The organism is Burkholderia sp. BCC0397 (assembly GCF_902832865.1).
In the GTDB taxonomy this organism is placed as follows: Bacteria; Pseudomonadota; Gammaproteobacteria; order Burkholderiales; family Burkholderiaceae; genus Burkholderia.
Genome location: NZ_CADFDL010000009.1, coordinates 1 through 18,939, shown reverse-complemented (window position 1 = coordinate 18,939; position 18,939 = coordinate 1). Strand labels below are relative to the sequence as shown.

Sequence of the window (18,939 nt, the reverse complement as noted above, 5' to 3'; positions counted from 1 at the left end):
GGTGCTGCGGGGAATCGCCTCCCGTTCGGGAGGCGAGGGACCTTACTGCATGAACCAGCCGTGGCTGACGATGAACGACTGGCCCGTGAGCGCGGCGCTCGGGAACGCCGACAGGAACAACACCGTCTGCGCGACGTCCTGCACCGTCGTGAACACGCCGTCCACCGTGTTGCCGAGCATCACCTTCTTGATCACTTCCTCTTCGCTGATGCCGAGCTCCTTCGCCTGCTCCGGAATCTGCTTGTCGACCAGCGGCGTGCGCACGAAGCCCGGACACACGACGTGCGAGCGCACGTTGTGCTTCGCGCCTTCCTTCGCCAGCACGCGGGCCAGGCCGAGCAGCCCGTGCTTGGCCGTCACGTACGCCGACTTCAGCGGCGACGCTTCGTGCGAGTGTACCGAGCCCATGTAGATCACGACGCCGCCGCGATCGTCCTTGTACATGTGCTTGAGCGCGGCCTTGGTCGTCAGGAACGCGCCGTCCACGTGAATCGCCTGCATCTTCTTCCAGTCGGAGAACGAATAGTTCTCGATCGGGTTGACGATCTGGATGCCGGCGTTCGACACGAGGATGTCGACCGAGCCGAACGCTTCGGCCACCTTGTCGATGCCGCTGTTCACGGCTTCCTCGTTGGTCACGTCCATCGCGACGCCGATCGCCTTGCCGCCTGCCTTGTTGATCTCGTCGGCAACCGCGTTCGCGCCGTCCTGGTTCAGGTCGGCGATCGCGACGGCCGCGCCTGCCTTGGCCAGCTCCAGCGCGATTTCCTTGCCGATGCCGCTCGCGGCGCCCGTGACGACTGCGGTCTTGCCATTCAGATTGCTCATGTTCGAATTCCCGTGGTGAAAGGATTGACAGGGAGAAAGGACTGCGGACGTGTTACTGGGCCAGATAATCGTAGACGACTTCGCCGAGGCCGAGTGTCAAATCTGCGACGATGTGCCGGGCTTCGACGATCTCGAGCACCGGCAGGTCGGCCACCGGCGCGAGCGCATGCGGCGCCAGTTCGAGCGAAGCGGGGCCCGTCCACGCGCCCTTCATCTTGATGTCCTGCATGTAGTAGCGCACCAGTTCGCACACCCGCGCGGTGCCGTCGACGTGCGGGATGATCTTCAGCAGGAAATTGGGGCCGGCGAGCCGCTTCGCCTGCTCGTCGATGTCGAGTTCCTTGTGCTTGTAGCCCATCGTGCCGGTCGCGACGCGCACCTTGCCGTAGTCGAGCGTGCCGAGGAGGTGATCGGTGTTCACGTGCAGCGTGGGCGATGCGAGCTTCTTCGGGAAACCCCACAGCTCGCGGCCGCCGGCGATCGGCGGGTGATCGTCGAGATACATCGCGAGCGTATAGCCGCCCGGCTTGCCGTCGTATTCGACCGGGATCACCTGGCCGCTTTCGGTGTAATCGCCGAAGCCGGTCGAATCGGCCATGCGGATGAATTCGTAATGCACGAGCGGCTCGGTGACCTGCAGCGGCTCGGGGACGATTTCACGGAGGCGGTCCGGATCGGTGCGGTACGTGATGATCAGAAACTCACGATCGACGAAACGGTACGGGCCCATCGGGAACGCAGGGCTGGTCAACGGCATCGCAAACGCTTTCGATCGGACATCGCTGGGTTTCATGCGGACTCCTTGTTGTTGATCGCTTCGTGGATGAGTGGTCGTAATCGTATGCCTGTGCGTTGCCGTTGTGCGATGCCGCATCTGGAATTAATTGTTGCCGATTTCGAATAATTCGACGCGTAAATATTGAGATGAATGAGGCAAACGGCCTGGACGACACTCGGGCCGGGCGATGGTGGCACGTGTCGATGACGCCATCATGTGAAAAAGGTGAGCCTTTACGGGAGGCGGGGTGGGCCTTTACGGGGACGTTCGCGCGGTAATATGACAATTGTGTGAACTTGTGTTGCGGTGCAGGATCTAAGTCCGTTCGCCGCGCGGGCCTTGTCCGGGCGGCTGCCGCATTCAGCACTCAGCACCGCTTAAGCGGCCACGCCCTGGCATCGTTCGTATCCGGCCGGGCAACCGGCCGATCTTTTACGCCCCACGCAACCGGATTCATGCAGAACCTCAATCTCGCCCTCTTTTCCGCCATCAACGCCGGGGGTGCACCGCACCCGGGCGTTGCCCACCTCGCGATCTTCGCCGCCGACTGGCTCGTCTATGCGCTGCCCGCGGTGCTGCTGCTGACCTGGATCTTCGGCGCGCGCCCCGCGCGGCGCCAGGCGATCGAAGCCGGTGTGGGCGTCTGCGTGGCGCTCGTGCTCGCGCAGGTGCTCGGGCATGTCTGGTTCTCGCCGCGCCCGTTCATGGCCGGCGTCGGCACGCAACTGATTCCGCACGCGCCGGACAGCTCGTTTCCGAGCGATCACATGACGTTCGCGTGGAGCATGGCGGTCGGCCTGCTGCTCGGCGGCACGACGCGGGTCACCGGTTTCGTGATGGCCGCGATGGCCGTCGCGATCGCATGGGGGCGCATCTATGCGGGCGTGCACTGGCCGTTCGACATGGCGGGCGGCGTGCTGGTCGGCACGGTCGGCGCGCTGGCCGCGCACCTGTACGGGCAACGCGTGACCGCGCTGCTCGAACGGCTCGGCGATTCGGTGCATGCGGTCGTGAGGGGGCGCCGGCAGGCGCCGTAAGCGGAAGGAAGCGGGCAGGACGCCGTCAGCCGGACGAGCCGGGTGTGCGGGCCGATTCGGCCGAGGCGGACGGGCCGCCGTCCGCATCGTGCAGTTCGGGCGTATCGGCCGGATGCCGTGCGGCATCGCGGTCGAGGGCGCTTTCCGTCAGGATCGCGCACATCGCGACGAACAGCGCGAGGACGACTGCGGCGAGGCCGCAATAACCGGCGATCTTCAGGTGGCGAAGGAAAGGCGAAGCGTGGCTTTCTTTTGTCATGACCGGGCGCTCCTGGGCGGGCTGCGGCGGCTGTCGCCCGACAGCGGCGTCGCAGACATACATATATACCAGCCGCGATGCCGATGCCAAGCCCGCCGCTGCGCCGGCGCCACGATTGTTTCAGCCGCCCGGCAACCGGGCGCCCATCCCGGTCAGTCTTCCAGCGTTTCGTGCACGGCCGCCGCGCCGCGCTTCCAGTAGGCCGCCGCGCGGATGCGCGACTTGTCGACGCCGCGTTCGCCGGTCAGGTGCTGGCGCACCGCGCGCATCGACAGCGCTTCGCCGGCCGCCCACACGTAGCCGTCGCCGGACGACGGCAGCGGCAGGTCACGGACGGCATTCAGCAGCACGTCGCCGTTCGCCGTGTCGGCTTCGGCGCGGAAGCGCCAGATTTCATGCACGTCGGCGCGCGTATCGAACGAGATCTGCGCGGTGCGATCCGCGACTGCCAGCACGACCGCCGCGCGTGCACCGGCCGGCAATTCCTCGAGACGCCGCGCGACGGCCGGCAGCGCCGTATCGTCGCCGATCAGCAGATGCCAGTCGAAACCGGTCGGGACGACGAACGAACCGCGCGGGCCGCCGATGCCGAGCCATTGGCCGACGCGTGCCTGCGCGGCCCACTGCGAGGCCGGGCCCGGATGGTTCAGCACGAATTCCAGATCGAGCTCGCAGGCGGCGCGGTCGAAGCGACGCGGCGTGAAATCGCGCGCGACCGGCTTCGGCTCGCCTTCCGGAAACTCGGGGCCGTTCGCGCCGAGCGTCGGCAGCGCGGGCCGTTCCGCGCCGGCCGGCGGGAAAAAGACCTTCACGTGATCGTCGAACGACGCGGATTCGAAATCCGCGAGATCGGGGCCGCCGAGCGTGACGCGCAGCAGATGCGGCGTCACGGTCTGCACGCGCAGCACCTGCAGCAGCCGGAACTTGAGGGTGTGGCGCACGCGGGTGACGGTGCGTTCGGATGTGTTCTGCATTAATCCGTTCTCCTGAGTGGTGACGCGGCGGCGCGGATCACGCGCCGCCGCCGCCTTCGATTTCGGCCGTCGCGCGGCGCAGAATGGCCGCGATGCGGCGCTGTTCGTCCGCATCGGCGGCGCTCTTGTGCAGTAGCGTGCGCTTGAGCGCGAGCCGCGCCTCGACGAATTCCGGCAGCCAGCCGGCCTGCGATTCGTCCTGCGCTTCGTTGCCCGCCGATTCCCCGGCGAACGCGCGGCGCATGAATTCCATCTTGCGAGCGAGGTGCGTGAGGCGCGCGAACAGCGTGTCGACGCGTTCGCGCTGGGCGTCGAGATGCGCGCGGCCTGCGTCGGTCAGCGCATAGCGCTTGCGGTTGCCTTCCGCCTGCGACGCGACGAAGCCGACTTCCTCGAGATACGTGAGCGCCGGATACACCATGCCGGGGCTCGGGCTGTAAAAACCATTCGAGCGCGTGTCGAGCGCCTTGATCAGTTCGTAGCCGTGGCTCGGTTGTTCGGCCACCAGCGCGAGCAGCAGCAGTTGGAGATCGTCGGAGCTGAACTGGCGGCCGCGCGGCATGCCGTCGTCGCCGAAATCGCCAAAGCCGCCGCGCCCGCCCCGGCCGCCGAACGGGCCGCCACCGAACGCATCGTGGCCGCCGCGACGGTGGCGGCCGATCGCGTACCAGAGACCGGCGAACCAGTCGGGGCGGGCATGCGCACCGTGACCGTCGCATCGGGCATGGCCGCGGGAGGGGTTGTGTCGCATGATCGTGTCCTATGTGTCGTAAAACATATCTAAAGATATATATCGAAAGATAGGGCGTCAAGGGGAATTATTGGGGTTGGATGGGGGAGGTGGAGCGAGTGAGCGGCCCTTGCCGGTGGTCAAGGAACGTCGCTCGTTCTTCTGGATCGAGGGGGAGGTCCCTGGTGAAGGAAGCGATGCATTTCTCTTCCGTGTCACCGGAAGCAACGCGATAGTGCGGTTGATGATGAGGCTGCATGGGGCCGAATTTTTCGAATTGTTATGGATGACTTAGCTTCTGGAAATATAGAGACGATTCGTGGCGGATAAAGAAATTAAGGAATTCAGATATTTTGAGGAATGACTACTTCCATCCTCGCATCGACTTTCTTTCAGAATTTTCCCGGCGCGTTCCTCTGAAGTAGTATTCAGGCCGCGAACGCCCGGGGTGCCTGGTTGATGACGCTGATCGACGGCGTCACGTTGTGACATGGTCACGGAAAATGAGCGCGTGATTCAAGGCTCCGTGGAATCGTCGGACGAAATGAAATTCACGAGGAATTCAACGCAGGGTCGGAATTCTCTGTCTGGCGATGCGGTCCAATCAATTCGGCGTTTGCTGTTCGCGAAGCGAACTGCGTGTGGGGCCGGAGGCGATTTTCCTTTGGATTTTTCGTATTCGTTTTCATGAAGGCCGCTGCATATGGAGGTGGGGATGCATCGCATGAAGTCGGGCCGATGCGGTCGTGTCGCGTGGAATGACATTGATTGACACTCCGGTCATGTCGCAAAGCGGGCATCTGTCGTAGTCTGCGCGATCCGCTCGTTGAACCCGTTCTCTCTCCACATTGAGATGAAGCCTAGCCAGCTGAAAGTCTTCGTTACCATTGCCGAAACCGGCAGCCTTGCAAGTGCCGCGATCCGATTGCATCGCACACAACCTGCCGTTTCCAAGACGCTTCGTGAACTGGAAGAGTCGCTGGGTTTGCAGCTCTTCAATCGTACGAATACCGGGATGACGCCGACAGAAGCAGGCGACGCGCTGCTCGTGAGGGCGCGCATCGTGCTCGAAGAGCTTCGGCGAGGCGAACAGGACATGGCAACGTTGCGCGGGATCGCGAGCGGCAGGATCCGCATCGGCATGAGCCCTATGGCCGCGCTATTGATTACGCGCGCGATCATTCGCTTCCGTCAGCAAATGCCCATGGTGGACGTCGAACTCCATGATCACGCCACGGGAACCCTGCACGATCTCCTCAATGCCGGGAAGCTCGACCTGGCGTTCTCCGCGTTACCGTCGTTCGCCACGTTGCCGTCCGGCGTGGAAAGCAATCGACTGAAGGTGGAGCCGCTGTCGCTCGCGGCGCCGCGAAACGGTGCTTACAGCACGGCTACCTCTCTGCAAGATCTGCGCGAGGCGACATGGGTCTACGTGGATTCGACAGGCGCACATCGCGACTATGTCACCGGGCTTTATCGCGCGGCTGGACTCGAGCCGCCGTCGCACTCATTGTTGTGTACGTCGCCTATCATCATACTTATGCTGGCGGCCGAGTTCGACGTCGTCTTGCTGCTAACTCAAGAGCTCCTCGCCATCTATCGAGAGCAGTTGGTCGCGTTGCCTCTGATCACCCCGCCACCGTATCTCGAGTTGTATAGCCTGCAGCGTGCCGGCACGGTTCAGACGAAAACAATGACGACGTTCCTCGAATGCGTGAACGATACGCTCGGAGAACCGATTCCGATTTATCCACATACGCGCCTCCTGTTGGGACATTGAGGTCCGCGGTGCTTGCGTGTGCATCGCGCCTGCCGAGCACGCGATCCGAGAGGTTAACCAAACAGTTAAGGGGGGCGAGGACATTTCAATAGACGTCGGTTCCGCACGCGCGGATGATCGTGAACATTTGGCGGGTATCCCGTCGCTGGTGCGGTCTTATGTCCTGCAACACTCACGATCACGTTCCACTTCACCGACGCCCTGGCCGTCCCTCGAGAATGGGTCAGGACAGGAAGGTGATCGTTGCCGCGTCGATCGGCAATGCGCTGGAATTGTTCGACTTCACCGTGTTCAGTTTTTTTGCGGCGATCATCGGGCAGCAGTTCTTTCCTGTCGGAAGCGAGACCGGCCAGTTGTTGCTCGCGCTGGCAACCTTCGGCGTGGGCTTTCTTGCAAGACCCGCCGGCAGCGTGATCATCGGCGGCTACGCGGATCGACACGGCCGCAGGGCCGCGATGACGTTGACCATTGGTCTGATGGTTCTCGGTACTGCACTAATCGGCTGTACGCCGGTCTATTCGCAGATCGGAATCGTGGCGCCGATCCTGATCGTGGCGGGGCGGCTTTTGCAGGGGCTGTCTGCTGGCGGCGAGGTCGGGACGTCGACCGCCTATCTGATGGAGTCCGGCGCATTGGAGCGTCGCGGCTATATGGTCAGTTGGCAAATGGCGAGCCAGGGCGCCTCCGTTCTCCTCGGGGCTTTGTTCGGCTTTCTGCTGACAAGAGCATTGTCCCGCGAAAATCTCGTCGCATGGGGATGGCGTGTTCCGTTCATCTTCGGGCTTCTGATAGGACCGGTCGGATTCTATATTCGTAGAAATCTCCACGAGACGCTCGTTCGCGGCGAGTCGCGTCGATGGCCGATTGCGGAATTGCTGCATCGATATGCGGGGCGTGTGGGACACGGCGTGCTGCTGATCATCAGCGGGACGACGGCGGTGTACATATTGGGCTTCTACATGCCCTTGTACGCGGTGAAGGAACTGCACTTGCCGCAGGCCGCGTCGTATCTTTCGGGATGTGCGGCCGGCATCGCAATCATGGGCGGGGCGATTGTTTCCAGCCGTGTGCTCGATCATGTTCCGAGTCGCAAGACGGTACTGTATGCGACATCCGGCGCAACGCTGCTGCTGGTTTATCCGTTGCTTGCCCTGGTTTATTACAGGCCGTCCATTGCGCTGCTGATATTGGTGGTGTTTGTCATCATGTTCATCTGTGCAATCGGTGCGGCTGCCTTTTTACTGTTGATGCTCGAGCAATTCCCCGCGGACATCAGGGTAACCGGGCTATCGGTAATCTACGCGATTGGCGTCACTATTTTCGGCGGATTTGCACAATTCAATGTGACATGGTTGCTTCAGGCGACGGGGAATCCGATGTCGCTTGCCTGGTATCTGCTTGTGACAAGCGGTATCAGTTTTTTTGCCCTATTTTCGTTTCGTGAAATTGACAAAGAATAACAATAAAGATGTGGACGCCTGATAGATAGGTTCGGGTGAGGCGGGTTATTATTAAATTCGGGGTGGTTTATGCAAGAGCCCGCAAATGCTCTCGGCGGAAGGTCGAGCGGCGTCGATAACGGGGAGTTCGCCGAGCGAGTGCGACGAGGCCTGAAAGCAGGGGAGTTTCACGTCGTTTTTCAGCCAATCCTGCATGCGCCGAGCAGCATGGTGTCATGCGTCGAATGCCTGCTGCGCTGGGACCATCCGCAATTCGGACTATTGACTGCCGGAGCATTCAGTGACGTCTTGAGCGATCATGAGACGGCACTTGATGCATTCCGCTTTGTGCTGGCAGTCGCCTGCAGGGAAACTGTCGCCGCGAAGAACGCGATGCCTCATCGGCCGCTGCCGCGCGTGGCAATCAATATTCCTGCGTCGCTTCTTGTGCGGGAGGGGTTCGGCGAAGAGATCGAAACAACGGCTGCTTGCTATGGAATTGACGCTGATTTTCTCGATCTGGAGATCGTCGAGACAGAAGATGCGTCGAAATTTCTGTCGTTGAGTGCTTTCACGAAGCCATTGAGAGACCGCGGAATAAGGCTGTTCTGTGATGATTTCGGTATTGCTCATCCACCGTTCATCGCGCTGAGCATGATGCACATAGACGGCCTGAAGCTCGACAAGATGTTCTTGAAGCATATGCCGAAATCCGACCGGGCGGCTATCGTTCTGGAGAATCTGCTCGATCTATGTTCGAAGTTGCGGTTGGATGTGGTGGTTGAGGGCGTCGAGAATGAAGCGCAATTCAAATGGCTGAGCGCATACGGGGACGTGGGGCAACAGGGCATGTTCGTCGGGAAACCCCAACTCAATATTGAAGAAGCGATATCGCTCAGTTTGCGGCGATGCTGACTCACGAGCATCAGTGATGGGGACGCTGGTCGTTTGTGGGAATTCCTGATTGTCATTGATTGAATAAGCCATCTGGCTGCTGATTGAATACATCGTTGTCCGGTATGGGTTGGTGTAGGAAGTTAGGACAATTAAATATCAAAATCTGTTAATTTTCTATGAATAAATCATACCGTTCAATATGGAATGAGGCGCTCGGCGCCTGGGTTGCCGCATCGGAAATTGTTACGGCGCGCGGCAAACCCAATCGATCCTCGGTCGTCTCGCGCGCGGATGGCGAAGCCTCGGTCGGAGCGCTTGCGAGTGTCTGGCGACTTCGTCCGCTTTCCGCGGCCGTGCTGCTGGCATGCTTTGCCTCCTCCGCACACGCGGGTTACGGGTTGTTCATCAACGACGGCACCGATGCGGGCTGTAGCTGGACGTTCGATCAGTCAGGCGTTTCGGTGATGGGGAACTACAACAACACCAATGCTCCAACGAGCGCGACTTCACTGTCCCTCGGTGGTCAGGGTGGATTTACACCCGTTCCCTCGCTTTCGCAGCTCGGGTCGGCCTCGACGATGTGCATTTCGTCCGATAAGGCGACCCAGACGAACCGCGCGTTGCTCTACGGTCCGTCGAGCGGCGTCGGATCCAATTCGCTGACGCTGGGCGGCGAGTTGTACGTCAATAGTGGCAATCTGGGGTTGGGTGGCGGCAGTACTGCCGGCGTGAACGCAATGCGAATCGGCAGCGTCGCGACGTTGAGTACGACCACTTCCGGCAATGCGTCGATCGCAATGGGCGGCGGCACGGTGGCGACGGTGGCGAGCGGCGCGAATGCGATCGCGATTGGTACGGCAGGCACGGCGGCGGCGGGCTCGGATCTCAGCATCGGCAACGCATCGACGGCCAGCGGCGGCAGCTCGATCGCGCTGGGCGCGACGGCGACCAGCGCGGGCAGCAATGCAGTGGCGCTCGGTTCTACGTCCAAGGCAATGGGTGCTGGCGACATCGCGATCGGCCAGAATGCGTTTGCTCAGGGTACGACGGGTACGGCGGCGGCTACGCCCGCAACGGCGATCGGCTTCTCGGCTACGGCTAACGGGCAGGATGCTTCGGCATACGGCAATACGGCCAATGCAACCGGAAACTATGCCACCGCGCTCGGCAATGCTGCCTCCGCAAGCGGCGCGAACGCGGTGGCTACCGGCAACTCGGCAACGGCCAGCGCTATCGGCTCATCTGCGTTCGGCAACTTCGCCACCGCGTCGGGCGTCAACGCGACTGCATTGGGCGGCGGCGGCGTGGCAGGCACGTTCACCGGTGCGAAGGCCTTGGGCGCGGGCTCGGTCTCCATCGGCGGAAACGCAACCACCGGTGCAAGCGCAGCCGCTTCGGACGCGATCGCGGTTGGCGGTCAGTCGTCTGTCGCGCCTACGGCGACGTCGGGCATCGCAGTCGGTCGGGGCGCGACGGTTAATGGCGCCTATGGCATCGCCCAGGGTGATGGCGTCATCTCCGGCGCGACCGGCCAGAACGTGGCGATCGGCTCGAGTGGCACGATTGCCAACAGCAGCTCGGCGGCTGGTGGTGCCATCGCAATCGGTCGCGGCCAAACGGCGACGGGCGACGGCGCGGTCGCGATCGGCGATCCGAACTCGGCGATCGGGACGGGTGCGGTCGCGCTGGGCGCGAACGACTCATCGAATGGCCAGGGCGCCGTCGCAATCGGCAATGCGAATTCCGCGACAGGTCAAGGCTCGGTCGCATTGGGCAACAGCAGCATGGCGACCAACAGCTCTGTCGCGCTCGGTAGCTCGGCGAGCGCGACCGGCGCCAACGGTTCAGTCGCCATCGGCAATTCCGCAACCGCGACGGGCACCGGCGCGATTGCGCTCGGCAACGGCGGCAGCTTCTCCGCCAACGCGCAGGCCACCGGCGCCGATGCGCTTGCACTCGGGAATGGATCGACGGCGAGCGGCAGCGCCGGTGCAGTCGCCGTCGGCGCCGCGGCTGTGGCCTCGAATTCCTATGCGACGGCCCTCGGCTCGAACGCGACCGCATCGGGTGCAGGGTCGGTCGCGTTCGCACAAAATGCTACCGCGTCGGTCTCGAATGCTGTCGCCATCGGCGTCGGTTCGACAGCGAACGTCGCGAATTCGATTGCTCTCGGGAGCCGCTCGGTAACGACCAGCGCGTCGTCGACGACGACCGCCGGCACCACTACGGTCAACAACACGACGATCGGTAGCCAGACGTTCGGCAACTACGCTGGCGCAGGTTCGGCCGGTGGCGTCGTCAGCGTCGGACAGCCGAATGCGGAACGCCGGATCCAGAACGTCGCCGCGGGCCTCGTCAGCGGAACCAGTACCGACGCGATCAACGGCAGTCAGCTCTTCGCGGTGGCGAGCACGACGACATCGAGCATCGCGAGCCTGTCGACGTCCACGTCGACGGGCCTGTCGTCGGCCAACAGCTCGATCGGTTCGTTGTCCACTGGCCTGAGCTCGACGAACAGCACGGTGACGTCGCTGTCGACGTCCGCATCGACGGGCCTGTCGTCGGCCAACAGCTCGATCGGTTCGTTGTCCACTGGCCTGAGCTCGACGAACAGCACGGTGACGTCGCTGTCGACGTCCGCATCGACGGGCCTGTCGTCGGCCAACAGCTCGATCGGTTCGTTGTCCACTGGCCTGAGCTCGACGAACAGTTCGGTGACGTCGCTGTCGACGTCCGCATCGACGGGTCTGTCGTCGGCCACCAGCTCGATCGGTTCGTTGTCCACCGGCCTGAGCTCGACGAACAGCTCGGTCACGTCGCTGTCGACGTCCGCATCGACGGGCCTGTCGTCGGCCAACAGCTCGATCGGTTCGTTGTCCACTGGCCTGAGCTCGACGAACAGTTCGGTGACGTCGCTGTCGACGTCCGCATCGACGGGCCTGTCGTCCGCCAACAGTTCGATCGGCTCGTTGTCCACTGGCCTCAGCTCGACCAACAGCTCGGTCACGTCGCTGTCCACGTCGACTTCGACGGCGATCGCCGCCGCGAAGGCGCACTATTACAGTGTCAATGACGGCGGCACGCAAGGCGCCAACTACAACAATGACGGCGCAACGGGCCTCAATTCGCTCGCGGCAGGCGTGGGTGCATCCGCTGCCGGGGCGAGCGGCATCGCCGTCGGTGCGGGCGCTATTGCATCCGGCACCACGAGCGCGATTGCCATCGGCACCGGCGCGGTCGCTTCCGGCAACCGCGTGATCGCGATCGGACAGCAGGCGGGCATCAATTCCACCGGCTTTGACAACCTCGCCATGGGCGTCCAGTCCGGGCAGAACAATAGCTCGACCGTCAACACCGCGGTTGGCCTTCAGGTCGGCAACAACGTGTCGAGTACGGCGAACGTAGCAGTCGGCAGTCTGGGCACTGGCAGCAACGTGTCCGACACCAGCACCCAACCGATCGTCTTCTCAGGGGTCACCGGCAACAACGTGGCGGTCGGCGGTGTCGCCGGCAGCAATGTAAAGGGTGCGCTGAATGTCGGCGTGGGCTGGAAGGCGGGGCAAATCGTCGATGGCTACAACAACGTCGGCGTGGGTGCACTCTCGGGCTACAAGACCACCGGCGACAACAACATCGGCGTCGGTTCCTTCGCGAGTTCGACGGTGACCGGCCATCGTAACGTTGGCATCGGCAATAACGCTGCCAACACCGTGACCGGCTCATCCAACATCGCCGTCGGCGACAATGCCGGCGACACGGTAAATGGCAGTTCCAACTTTGCGGGCGGCCTCGGTGCAGGCAACTCGGTAACGGGCAGTTCGAACATCGCGCTCGGCACCTCTGCCGGAAGCGGCATTACTGCAAGCAACACGATCGCAATGGGTACGCAGGCGCTGGCGAGCGCCGGCGGCGCGATCGCGATCGGTCAGGGTGCGACGGCTACCGGCGCCCAGTCGATCAGCATCGGGACGGGCAACGTCGTGAGCGGCAGCAGTTCGGGTGCGATCGGCGACCCGACTACGATCACCGGAAGCGGGTCGTACTCGCTCGGCAACAGCAACACCATCAACTCGAACAACGCATTCGTGGTGGGCAGTAACGTCACGGTTTCCACCGGACTCGATGGCGCGGTAGTGCTCGGCAACAACTCGACCGTGACGGCCGCCACTCCGACGCCGACCGGCACCATCAATGGCGTCACATCTACCTATGCCGGCGGCAATCCGGCGGCTGGCAGCGTGGTGAGCGTGGGCGCGGCAGGTGCGGAGCGGCAGATCCAGAATGTGGCGGCAGGCCAGGTCAGCGCCACGAGCACGGATGCGATCAACGGCTCGCAGTTGTACGCCACCAATCAAGCGATGTCGTCAATCGGCTCCGGTCTCACGAGCCTCTCCACCTCGGCCTCGACCAGCATCGCTTCGCTGTCGACGTCCACGTCGACCGGTCTCTCGTCGGCTAACAGCTCGATCAGCTCCCTGTCCACGTCGACCTCGACCGGTATCAATTCGCTGTCCACCGGCGTGAGCTCGGCCAACAGTTCGGTCGCTTCGCTGTCGACTTCCACATCGACGGGCCTGTCGTCGGCGAATAGTTCGATCACGTCCCTGTCGACGTCGACTTCGACCGGTCTCTCATCGGCCAATAGCTCGATCACGTCGTTGTCCACGTCAACCTCGACGGGCATCACTTCGCTGTCGACAGGCTTGAGCTCGACCGATAGCACGGTGACCTCGCTGTCGACCTCGACGTCGACCGGCCTCTCGTCGGCTACCAGCTCGATCAGCTCGCTGTCCACGTCGACCTCGACCGGTATCAATTCGCTGTCCACTGGCCTGAGCTCGACCAACAGTTCGGTCGCTTCGCTGTCGACAGGCCTGAGTTCGACTGATAGCACGGTGACGTCGCTGTCGACCTCGACGTCGACGGGTCTGTCGTCGGCAACCAGCTCGATCAGCTCGCTGTCCACCTCGACTTCGACGGGTATCAACTCGTTGTCGACGGGCCTGAGCTCGACCGATAGCACGGTGACGTCGCTGTCGACCTCGACGTCGACCGGCCTCTCATCAGCTAATAGCTCGATCACGTCGCTGTCCACGTCGACTTCGACGGGTATCAACTCGCTGTCCACCGGTCTCAGCACGGTTTCGACAAAGACCGACAACCTTGGCAGCAGCACGGCCTCGGCGCTCGGCGGTGGTGCCACGTACGACCCGACGACCGGAACAGTCTCCGCTCCGTCATACACCACCTACAACGCGAACGGTACGACGTCGACCGCAAACAGCGTCGGCTCGGCGATCAATAACATCAACAACCAGGGCATCAAGTACTTCCACGCGAATTCGACGGCAGCCGACAGCCAGGCGCTCGGCACCGACTCGGTCGCGATCGGTCCGAATGCCATCGCCAACAACACCGGCGACGTCGCGCTCGGCAGCGGCTCGGTCACCACCGCACCCAATCCGACACCGACCGGCACCATCGGCGGCGTGACCAGCACGTTCGCGGGCGGCAATCCGAGCAGCGTGGTGAGTGTCGGCAACGCCAGCACGGGCGCCACGCGTCAGGTCACCAATGTCGCGGCAGGTCAAATCACGGCAACCAGTACCGACGCGATCAACGGCTCGCAGCTCTTCGCGACCAATTCGATCGTGGATTCGCTGTCGACGACGGTGTCGTCGTCCAGCGGCGCGATCTCGTCGCTGTCGACGGGTATCACTTCGTTGTCGACAGGTCTGAGCTCGACCGATAGCACAGTGACGTCGCTGTCGACGTCCACATCGACGGGGCTGTCGTCGGCGACCAGTTCGATCAGCTCGTTGTCCACGTCGACCTCGACGGGTATTAACTCGCTGTCGACGGGCCTGAGCTCGACCGATAGCACGGTGACCTCGCTGTCGACTTCGACGTCGACCGGCCTGTCGTCGGCAAACAGTTCGATCGGCTCGTTGTCCACCTCGACTTCGACGGGTATCAACTCGTTGTCGACGGGCTTGAGCTCGACTGATAGCACGATGACCTCGCTGTCGACCTCGACGTCGACTGGCCTGTCGTCGGCGACCAGTTCGATCAGCTCGCTGTCCACGTCGACTTCGACTGGCATCAACTCGTTGTCGACGGGCCTGAGCTCGACCGATAGCACGGTGACCTCGCTGTCGACCTCGACGTCGACCGGCCTGTCGTCGGTGACCAGTTCGATCAGCTCGCTGTCCACGTCGACTTCGACGGGCATCAACTCGTTGTCGACGGGCCTGAGCTCGACCGATAGCACGGTGACCTCGCTGTCGACCTCGACGTCGACCGGCCTGTCGTCGGCGACCAGTTCGATCAGCTCGCTGTCCACGTCGACTTCGACCGGCATCAACTCGTTGTCGACGGGCTTGAGCTCGACCGATAGCACGGTGACCTCGCTGTCGACTTCGACGTCGACCGGCCTGTCGTCGGCAAACAGTTCGATCGGCTCGTTGTCCACGTCGACTTCGACGGGTATCAACTCGTTGTCGACGGGCTTGAGCTCGACTGATAGCACGGTGACCTCGCTGTCGACTTCGACGTCGACCGGCCTGTCGTCGGCAAACAGTTCGATCGGCTCGTTGTCCACCTCGACTTCGACGGGTATCAACTCGTTGTCGACGGGCTTGAGCTCGACTGATAGCACGATGACCTCGCTGTCGACCTCGACGTCGACTGGCCTGTCGTCGGCAAACAGTTCGATCACGTCCCTGTCGACGTCTACATCGACCGGCCTCTCGTCGGCGACCAGCTCGATCAGTTCGCTGTCCACGTCGACTTCGACCGGCATCAACTCGTTGTCGACGGGCCTCAGCTCGACCGATAGCACGGTGACCTCGCTGTCGACCTCGACGTCGACCGGCCTGTCGTCGGCGACCAGTTCGATCAGCTCGCTGTCCACGTCGACTTCGACCGGCATCAACTCGCTGTCGACGGGCCTCAGCTCGACCGATAGCACGGTGACCTCGCTGTCGACCTCGACATCGACCGGCCTGTCGTCGGCGACCAGTTCGATCAGCTCGCTGTCCACGTCGACTTCGACTGGCATCAACTCGTTGTCGACGGGCCTGAGCTCGACCGATAGCACGGTGACCTCGCTGTCGACCTCGACGTCGACCGGCCTGTCGTCGGCGACCAGTTCGATCAGCTCGCTGTCCACGTCGACTTCGACCGGCATCAACTCGTTGTCGACGGGCCTGAGCTCGACCGATAGCACGGTGACCTCGCTGTCGACCTCGACGTCGACCGGCCTGTCGTCGGCGACCAGTTCGATCAGCTCGCTGTCCACGTCGACTTCGACCGGCATCAACTCGTTGTCGACGGGCCTCAGCTCGACTGATAGCACGGTGACGTCGCTGTCGACCTCGACGTCGACCGGCCTGTCGTCGGCGACCAGCTCGATCAGTTCGCTGTCCACGTCGACTTCGACGGGTATCAACTCGTTGTCGACGGGCCTGAGCTCGACCGATAGCACGGTGACCTCGCTGTCGACCTCGACCTCGACCGGCCTGTCGTCGGCGACCAGTTCGATCACGTCCCTGTCGACGTCGACTTCGACCGGCATCAACTCGTTGTCGACGGGCCTGAGCTCGACCGATAGCACGGTGACCTCGCTGTCGACCTCGACGTCGACCGGCCTCTCGTCGGCAAACAGTTCGATCAGCTCGTTGTCCACGTCGACTTCGACAGGTATCAATTCGTTGTCGACAGGCCTGAGCTCGACGAATAGCACGGTGACGTCGCTGTCGACGTCCACGTCGACGGGGCTGTCGTCGGCCAATAGCTCGATCAGTTCGCTGTCCACGTCAACCTCGACGGGTATCAACTCGCTGTCGACGGGCCTCAGCTCGACTGATAGCACGGTGACGTCGCTCTCGACCTCGACCTCGACCGGCATCAGCTCATTGTCGACTTCCACGTCGACCGCGATCGCCGCCGCGAAGACGCACTACTACAGCGTCAACGACAACGGTACGCCGCAGGCCAACTACAACAACGACGGCGCGACCGGCCTGAACTCGATGGCGTCCGGTATCGGCGCAAGCGCGTCCGGCTCGTTCGCAACCGCAGTCGGCACGAATGCACTCGCGGCCGGCACCGGCACCGTCGCGCTCGGCGACTACGCCATGGCGGCCGGCCCCGGCACCGTCGCGATCGGCGCGGGCGCGGGTCGCGCCAGCAGCGGCAACATGAATACCGTGATCGGTACGGCGGCCGGCGGTGTCACGGGCGACAACAACGTGTCCATCGGCACGTTCGTCGCATCCGGCGCACAAGGTAACGCCAACGTTTATACCGGCGTAGTAGCGGGCGGCCTCGCGAACGGCAACATGAACGTCGGCACCGGCATGGCGGCAGGCGCCGGCACGATCGGCAGCGGTAACGTCGCGACCGGCGCAGCCGCCGGCGTGAACACAACCGGCAGCAACAACGTCGCGATCGGCAACGGCGCCGGCACGGGATACACCCTCAGCGTAAACGGCAACGCCGTCGACCGTAACGGCAATCCGGGCACCCTCGGCTCGCCGGCCTACGCGATGAACAACGCGGTCGCCATCGGCAACCTCGCGCTGACCAATGCCGACAACACCATCGCACTCGGCAACGGCGCGCAGGCAAACAACGCCGGCGACGTCGCGCTCGGTTCGAATTCCACGACCGATGTCCCGCACCCGACGTCGGGCGCCACCATTGGCGGCGCGGCCTATTCTTTTGCCGGCACAACCCCGAGCAGCGTCGTCAGCGTCGGTGCAAGCGGCTCGGAACGTCAGATCACGAACGTCGCTGCGGGCCGGATCACCGCGACAAGTACGGACGCGATCAATGGCTCGGGACCTATCCGTCATTTTGTGGGCGGGGCATATCATGAGAGGCAAAAGTCATGGATATGTCGATGAAGAAGAAGAGGCAAACCGTAGCGCGTCAGGCAGCGGCCCGCGGGCCGCTGCCTGAACTGCCCAAGGAACTGCTGGACCAACTGGTCAAGGGGCCGATGACGCCGACCGAGGTCCAGGATTTGATGCTGGCGTTCAACAAAGCAGTCATCGAACGCGCGATGGGCGCCGAGATGAATATGCATCTGGGCTACCCGTCGGGCCAGTCCAAGCCGGCCGGGCAAGCCAACGAGCGCAACGGCGCCAGCGGCAAGACGGTCATCACCGATCGCGGCCCGGTTCGGGTCGAAGTCCCCCGCGATCGCGACGGCAGCTTCGAACCGATCCTGATTCCAAAGCATGAGCGCCGCTTCACCGGCTTCGACGAACGCATCATCGCGATGTACGCCCGCGGCATGAGTGTGCGCGAGATTCAGGCCTTTCTGGCTGAGAGCTACGGCACCGAGGTATCTCCCGACTTCATCAGCTCGGTCACCGACGAGGTAATGGCCGAGGCACTGAGCTGGCAGAGTCGCCCACTTGAGGCGATGTATCCGGTCGTGTTCTTCGATGCGCTGCGTGTCAAGATCCGCGACGACGGCGTGGTCAGCAACAAGGCCGTCTATCTGGCCTTGGGCATTCAGGCCGACGGCCAGCGCGACGTGCTGGGCCTCTGGATCGAGCAGACCGAGGGGGCCAAGTTCTGGCTCAAGGTGTTCAACGAACTGAAGACGCGCGGCTGCCAGGACATCCTGATCGCCGTGGTCGATGGCCTGAAGGGGCTCACCGAAGCCATCGGCGCGGCCTATCCGCGGACCACTGTTCAGACCTGCATCGTGCATCTGATCCGCAACAGCCTCGAATACGCCAGCTACAAGGACCGTAAGGTGCTCGCCGCCGCGCTGCGCCCGATCTACGCGGCTGCCAGCGAAGAGGCGGCACGGCAGGCGCTGCAAGACTTCGCCGACGGACCCTGGGGCGCGAAGTACCCGACGATCGTGCAGTCGTGGCAACGCGCGTGGGAACACGTCGTGCCGTTCTACGTGTTTCCGCCGGAGATTCGACGGGTCGTGTACACCACGAACGCCATAGAAAGTTTGAACATGCAGTTACGCAAGATCATCAAGACCCGTGGTCACTTCCCCAATGACGAGGCGGCCATCAAGCTGCTCTGGCTGGCGCTGCGCAACGTACTGGCCAAGACCGTGCGGTCCGCGTTCGACTGGAAATCAGCAATGAACCAGTTTGCTATCCTGTTCGGCGAGCGATTTATGCAGGCGCGTGGATAACGTGCTGTTCAACCGCCTCGCCCACAAAAATGCGGACAGGTTC

General features: G+C 62.9%; 11 protein-coding genes and 1 pseudogene. 6 read left to right on the top strand and 6 right to left on the bottom strand.

Annotation, left to right across the window (positions count from 1 at the left end; translation table 11 throughout):
• Positions 1-42: 42 nt before the first annotated feature.
• The gene (locus HWX03_RS24595; RefSeq protein ID WP_174433619.1) at positions 43-828 is read right to left on the bottom strand and encodes a 3-hydroxybutyrate dehydrogenase; all 786 of its coding nucleotides are present in this window, start codon (positions 826-828) and stop codon (positions 43-45) included.
• 52 nt (positions 829-880) lie between these two features.
• Complete coding sequence (locus HWX03_RS24590; protein WP_175872993.1) at positions 881-1,621, bottom strand: acetoacetate decarboxylase; 741 nt, start codon at positions 1,619-1,621, stop codon at positions 881-883.
• 440 nt (positions 1,622-2,061) lie between these two features.
• Between HWX03_RS24590 and HWX03_RS24585 the strand changes: the two genes are divergently transcribed.
• Complete coding sequence (locus HWX03_RS24585; protein WP_175824241.1) at positions 2,062-2,643, top strand: undecaprenyl-diphosphatase; 582 nt, start codon at positions 2,062-2,064, stop codon at positions 2,641-2,643.
• Between the two features lie 25 nt (positions 2,644-2,668).
• On the opposite strand, the gene HWX03_RS24580 is transcribed toward HWX03_RS24585, so the two are convergent.
• From HWX03_RS24580 to HWX03_RS24570, 3 genes are all read right to left on the bottom strand, one after another.
• A complete protein-coding gene (locus HWX03_RS24580) occupies positions 2,669-2,902 on the bottom strand; it encodes a hypothetical protein (protein WP_174433622.1) in 234 nt (77 codons plus the stop codon).
• A 152-nt stretch (positions 2,903-3,054) separates the two neighbouring features.
• Complete coding sequence (locus tag HWX03_RS24575) at positions 3,055-3,876, bottom strand: siderophore-interacting protein (RefSeq protein WP_175872992.1); 822 nt, start codon at positions 3,874-3,876, stop codon at positions 3,055-3,057.
• A gap of 37 nt (positions 3,877-3,913) precedes the next feature.
• Complete coding sequence (locus HWX03_RS24570; RefSeq protein WP_175872991.1) at positions 3,914-4,627, bottom strand: PadR family transcriptional regulator; 714 nt, start codon at positions 4,625-4,627, stop codon at positions 3,914-3,916.
• 805 nt (positions 4,628-5,432) lie between these two features.
• On the opposite strand from HWX03_RS24570, the gene HWX03_RS24565 reads away from it, so the two are divergent.
• The 3 genes from HWX03_RS24565 to HWX03_RS24555 all read left to right on the top strand — a co-directional run bounded on the left by HWX03_RS24565 (position 5,433) and on the right by HWX03_RS24555 (position 8,740).
• The gene (locus HWX03_RS24565; protein WP_175872990.1) at positions 5,433-6,386 is read left to right on the top strand and encodes a LysR family transcriptional regulator; all 954 of its coding nucleotides are present in this window, start codon (positions 5,433-5,435) and stop codon (positions 6,384-6,386) included.
• A gap of 236 nt (positions 6,387-6,622) precedes the next feature.
• Positions 6,623-7,846 carry an MFS transporter gene (locus HWX03_RS24560; RefSeq protein WP_175872989.1) on the top strand — a complete coding sequence of 408 codons (1,224 nt, stop codon included), beginning with the start codon at positions 6,623-6,625 and terminating at the stop codon, positions 7,844-7,846.
• 69 nt (positions 7,847-7,915) lie between these two features.
• Positions 7,916-8,740: an EAL domain-containing protein gene (locus HWX03_RS24555; RefSeq protein WP_175872988.1), complete on the top strand. Its 825-nt coding sequence runs from the start codon at positions 7,916-7,918 to the stop codon at positions 8,738-8,740.
• Positions 8,741-9,347: 607 nt separating this feature from the next.
• Here HWX03_RS24555 and HWX03_RS37020 read toward each other — a convergent pair.
• Complete coding sequence (locus tag HWX03_RS37020; protein ID WP_244132782.1) at positions 9,348-9,686, bottom strand: hypothetical protein; 339 nt, start codon at positions 9,684-9,686, stop codon at positions 9,348-9,350.
• A gap of 148 nt (positions 9,687-9,834) precedes the next feature.
• On the opposite strand from HWX03_RS37020, the pseudogene HWX03_RS24550 reads away from it, so the two are divergent.
• Together HWX03_RS24550 and HWX03_RS24545 are read left to right on the top strand one after the other, a co-directional pair.
• Positions 9,835-17,565, top strand: a pseudogene (locus HWX03_RS24550) (hemagglutinin); the annotation flags it as partial.
• Between the two features lie 62 nt (positions 17,566-17,627).
• Positions 17,628-18,896: an IS256-like element ISBcen18 family transposase gene (locus HWX03_RS24545; RefSeq protein ID WP_175872986.1), complete on the top strand. Its 1,269-nt coding sequence runs from the start codon at positions 17,628-17,630 to the stop codon at positions 18,894-18,896.
• Positions 18,897-18,939: the final 43 nt, after the last annotated feature.

Bases quoted from the DNA above. Each gene is read 5' to 3' on its own strand.
- HWX03_RS24595 (WP_174433619.1), bottom strand. From the start codon at position 828: ATGAGCAATCTGAATGGCAAGACCGCAGTCGTCACGGGCGCCGCGAGC.
- HWX03_RS24580 (WP_174433622.1), bottom strand. From the start codon at position 2,902: ATGACAAAAGAAAGCCACGCTTCGCCTTTCCTTCGCCACCTGAAGATC.
- HWX03_RS24585 (WP_175824241.1), top strand. From the start codon at position 2,062: ATGCAGAACCTCAATCTCGCCCTCTTTTCCGCCATCAACGCCGGGGGT.
- HWX03_RS24570 (WP_175872991.1), bottom strand. From the start codon at position 4,627: ATGCGACACAACCCCTCCCGCGGCCATGCCCGATGCGACGGTCACGGT.
- HWX03_RS24555 (WP_175872988.1), top strand. From the start codon at position 7,916: ATGCAAGAGCCCGCAAATGCTCTCGGCGGAAGGTCGAGCGGCGTCGAT.
- HWX03_RS24575 (WP_175872992.1), bottom strand. From the start codon at position 3,876: ATGCAGAACACATCCGAACGCACCGTCACCCGCGTGCGCCACACCCTC.
- HWX03_RS24590 (WP_175872993.1), bottom strand. From the start codon at position 1,621: ATGAAACCCAGCGATGTCCGATCGAAAGCGTTTGCGATGCCGTTGACC.
- HWX03_RS24545 (WP_175872986.1), top strand. From the start codon at position 17,628: ATGAAGAAGAAGAGGCAAACCGTAGCGCGTCAGGCAGCGGCCCGCGGG.